The organism is Chryseobacterium polytrichastri (assembly GCF_900142445.1).
In the GTDB taxonomy this organism is placed as follows: Bacteria; Bacteroidota; Bacteroidia; order Flavobacteriales; family Weeksellaceae; genus Chryseobacterium; species Chryseobacterium polytrichastri.
The window spans coordinates 1-4,784 of record NZ_FRAV01000078.1; the positions used below are offsets into that span (position 1 = coordinate 1).

The 4,784-nt window shown below is 33.6% G+C and carries 3 protein-coding genes; 1 reads left to right on the forward strand and 2 read right to left on the reverse strand.

Annotated elements, in window-relative coordinates:
- The first annotated feature begins 669 nt into the window (after positions 1-669).
- The gene (locus BUB80_RS22915) at positions 670-1,089 is read left to right on the forward strand and encodes a hypothetical protein (protein ID WP_073298031.1); all 420 of its coding nucleotides are present in this window, start codon (positions 670-672) and stop codon (positions 1,087-1,089) included.
- Positions 1,090-1,135: 46 nt separating this feature from the next.
- Here the strand turns inward: BUB80_RS22915 and BUB80_RS22920 are convergent, their stop codons facing one another.
- A complete protein-coding gene (locus BUB80_RS22920) occupies positions 1,136-1,465 on the reverse strand; it encodes a hypothetical protein (protein ID WP_073298033.1) in 330 nt (109 codons plus the stop codon).
- Between the two features lie 7 nt (positions 1,466-1,472).
- Positions 1,473-4,784 (reverse strand): RHS repeat-associated core domain-containing protein (locus tag BUB80_RS22925; RefSeq protein WP_139262896.1); only part of this gene is annotated, 3,312 nt, incomplete at its 5' end.

Consider the following 4,784-nt stretch of genomic DNA (forward strand, 5'->3'; position numbering starts at 1 on the left):
ATTGATTCACTGTTAAATATACGAAAAAAACAATCGCAAACAAAGGATTAATCATTTGACAATCAGAATGTTAATCACCTAACTTAATGACATTGCGCTCGCGCCAGCAGGGGGGATCTTTTATAGGTTTAATTTTAAACTGATTATAAATTTTATTTGGTAATTCTTTTGAATATTGGTAAAAGTATAAAATTTTATGTATATCCGTTTTCACGCATACTCCTTTAATACCTGTTATTAAAGGCCTTTTGAGGGTTCTATTACAAGAATATGTTTGATTTAGTATGTAAAATGAACTCATCTACATAGAATTGAAGATATTTTCGTTTAATTTCAGAGGTAATATCTTCAAAACAACAACATAACTAACTGATTAATAAAATAGTATTTATATTATTACCAATTACGGATATTCATTAAAATTTTTGCCGTAAAAAAGCTAGTAACTTCAATTTTTAACTTGTACAAAATACAGCTAATAATCTCAGTTAGATGTACTATTGTTTAAATTCCGCTCGACTTTATATAAGATCATTTAAGGTTAGTTCTGGTCGGAAGACAAAAGAACTAACTGTTTTGGGAACTTTCTTATTATAGGGTTTAATACTTTATCAATATTACAAGCTAAAATAGCTACATTTGCTTAACATTAAACAACGTCAATATACAATGAAAAAATGTTTTTTAATTTCACTTAACTTATTTCTAGTAAGCTGTAATTTTAATTCCACTAATCAAAACAGAGAAGAAGATAAAAAAGATGCTGAGCAAGTAGCACAAGACTTTTATACTCTCATAAATAAAAAAAATAAAGAAAATGCTTTTAAATTAATAAGTAAAAGTCTTTTTAAAGTAACACCGAAAGAAAAATTTGGTCAAATACTTAATGAGTCTTCTATAGAATGTGGTAATATTAAAAATGATTCTTTAATATATTGGCAAACACTTGTGATTAAAGGTTCAAATCCTAAAAGTGAATATGTGTTAATTTATAATGTTAAACGAGATATTAAAAATACTCAAGAAAAATTCACCCTACATAAGGAAGGTGACTCTATTAAAATCGTAGGTTATGATATTAGATTTTGATAGAACTATAAAGCAATAACCCCCAGTTGAACTGAGGGTTATTGCTTTATAGTTCTATGTTATAATTTTTATAAAAATTATATTTTCCTAATTGGTTTTTTCTATAAATATTAAAATTTCCAGTATTACTCTCTTTTGAGATTGAGTCGCCAACTTTAAGAGTATCGCTGTTCATTAACGTAATTATAATATTTTTGGCAGTTACATAATTATAACTTCGACCTCCTGACCAATTATTTTTTTTCTTAAAGATATAAGAATTAATATCTGACTTGTAAAATTCTTTTCTTTCAATATTACCTTTTCTTTCAAAAAATATAATAATTCCTATAATTAAAAAGATGGGGAATAGTTTCCAAATATTTTTCAATTTCATAGTTTAATTATTTAAATTGAAAAATAGGTTTAACAATAGGTGTATATTGATATGTTGCCTGTATATTAACTAGTGTTGCAGGACTACCTTCTACACCAACTCCAACCTGTCCGGATATACCAATAAAACCCTTACTTTGTCCTGTAGGAGCATAAGAAGCACCAACTGAAGCATCAACAGCTAATCCCAAACCAACCGAAAGACCAAAAGAGTTTCCCTGTAACATACTTGAAGTAATACTTCTCGGATTACCAGTATAAATTCCTCTTCCAACAGTAACCCCTGCATTTCCTTCTATGCCATCACCTAAAGAGGCATTTATAGTTGGGGTAAAATACAATCCTGGTTCTTTTCCTCTTGTTAATAATGTGAAATTAATAGGTGTTGTTCCTACTCCAAGAAAAGCAGCTACATTAGATGATAAACCAATAGTGTAATAATCAGAAATCTGAGTTCTGGCTAAACCGCTATTCCAAGCTTTGGATAAGTTACTTCCAGAACCCTGTAAAACAACCTCCTGAATTTTTGTTTCTCTACCATTAGCAACCGCCAGTCCACCTCCTGCTGTAGAATCATCATAAACATATCCATTTGCAGCATAAGTTAAATCCCCTTGTTGATCAGTTTCTCCTACATAAGTACCTTTTATTCCTTGAGTGTCCATATCTTGCTGACTTTTAACACTATCTTTAAAAACCATATCTCCATTTTCATCATTAAACCAATCTTCTAGTAAGCCTGTTGGATCAGTAGCATTCACTGGATTATTAAAGCTATATCGATATGGTGTCATTTCAGGGTGCTTCTCCGCCAACGGATCCACGACGCCCCATCGTCCTAAGTCGGGCATATACATCCTTGCTCCGTAATCATACATTCCAGATTCCTGCAATTCCTTACCATTATATTTATAATTCTGATATCCTCCCAATAAGCTTTTCATACCGCCAATATGATTCATTCCAAAGGCATAATAATTATTTGTATCAGTAACTTCCAGAGCTCCTGCGGCATTTTTTGCAAAATTAACCCTTGCATTTCCTAAGTGATCTCTATACTGGTAAATATAGCGATTTTCCGTAAAGCTGTAAAATCCTTCTGAGGTAGGAACAAAATCTAATTGCCAATCCAGAGTACCGGGAATTGGATCAAAAATACCAGGATCTCTAAAAGCCTCTGCTTCATACGCTACACTTGTTCTGCACCAAGGACAAGGAGCTACGGTCTCACTAAAGCTATATTGAAAACCATCTAAATAATCGGTATATTTATTGGTAATAGACTGACCTCTTCCTCCACCTGATGAATAGGTTTTACGAACCTTAGATCCATCTGCACGATATAGATAATTTAAACCAAAACTTATATTGGTACCCAATGGATCTTTTTGGGTAATAGAATAAGAATCTGCAAGGTTAAGATGATTATAACCAATTCCCTCAATCCCTTTATCTTTCATGTTGGTCATATTCCCATTGAGGTCATAATCAATAAAGTTATTTCCACCTTCATATCCTGTATTATTCAATGCATTCTCTATTACCCTATTAAGACGATTCCCCGTATATTTATATTCAAGATCATCAACCGTTGTAGCGGTAGGTGAAAATACTTGAGGGGCATTTCTTTTTAAAGTATTAATATTTCCATTCAAATCATAGGTAAGATATTCATCAAAAGTAGTACTGTTTCCCGTAGTAGGCTCTTTGTAGAAGGCATTTTTTAATCTATTCAGATTATCATACTCGTAGTTATACCTTTTTAATAAATCTTCTGTTGAATTTTTCCAATCAACTTCTGCAATATTCCCATTAAATTTTCCGGGAGCTATAGCTGAAGAAACCGGATTATTGTACCTTATTTCATATCCGAATAACTTTCCGTTAAGATTTACAGGATCATTAATCTTGGTCATCCAGCCTCGGATGTTATATTCATAGTCGATTTGCTGAAGTGGAGAATTAGCAATTATTCCACCCACTTTTTTGCTTTCTAATTGCGAAAGTTCATTGTATTTATTTTGGGATAAAATCTCTACGGGATTTTGATCAACCTGATGTTTATTAAGCAAAGGTCTGTTTTGATGATCATACGTAAAACCTTCAGTGATTACTTTTTCTGTATCGGTACTTAACCTTTTATGTCTCGTAATAGTCTGTTCGGTAAGACCCGCAAAACTCAGTTTTAGATCTACATTGGTTGAGCCTCCCAAATGATTCGTAGAACGGCTTCCAATCAGACGTGCTTTAGGATCGTATAACATAAAGTTTCTTGTCCAGTCATCATTTTCTATATTCTTCACATATGACGCCAAGAGTAATCCTTTTACACTTGGTCCCTGGGTGGTAATAGTTACTTTCTGATCAAGAATGACATTTGGAAGATCATTTGGAAACCAAGGGTCTCTTGGAAAACTATCATAATAATTAATCGTCAGAATCTTGATACCGGAAGTAGGATATGCTGCATTATTGTAATTAAGCGAAATAACACTGCTGTCGGGAGATGAACTTCCTCTAAGCTCGTTATTACTGCCTTTTGTTTCTACATTGGTTTGTTCTGATGCTCTTCCTGCAAGACTATACAACGATGTTCCGGTATAGATTCCAGTGTAAACCGGTCTTCCAAATTGGTCATATTTTGTAAATAGCCATTGCTTGGATAATCCCATTTGGGCATCCTGGGTCATCACAAGTCGATCCTGTTTGTCGTAGACCATATATTCCCAGCCTTTACCGGGAAGCTTTTTCCCGACAAGCCTGTTTCTTCCATCATAATTATACTGATAACAATAATTATTAAGTACAGTAGCATCCATTGTTGCTGAAATCACTGCCTCAGGAGGAATCACTAAAGCCAACTGATTGTATTCATTATACACATAATACGTATCGGCATCCTGCGAAGCGCTTAACGCTTTTCTCACCAAGATAACCTGACCCTGAGCATTCTTGAATTCTGTCGTTTTGTTTCCATCCTCATCAGTTACGGTTGTTTTGTATAATTGATTCGCTCCATAATTTCCGACAACAGGAACAGAAGATGTTGTTGCTCCGTTTGTCCAGGAAGTGGTGACTACATATTTTTTAACATCGGTAGCAGTATTGGTGCCATATTCAAATTTTACAGGTTTATCATTCCATGCTGTTCCTACTTGCTTTTGCTCAAGAACTCTGTCTAAAGGAGAGTTTTCAAAAAGCTTTTCGGTATAGATCTTTTCATTGCCATAAGGGGTATTCGGCTTATTGGATAAAGGGGTTGTATAAATAGCTCCGTTGTAAGTTCCTTCCTGTGGAACGGGAAGATATTCATTAGCCAC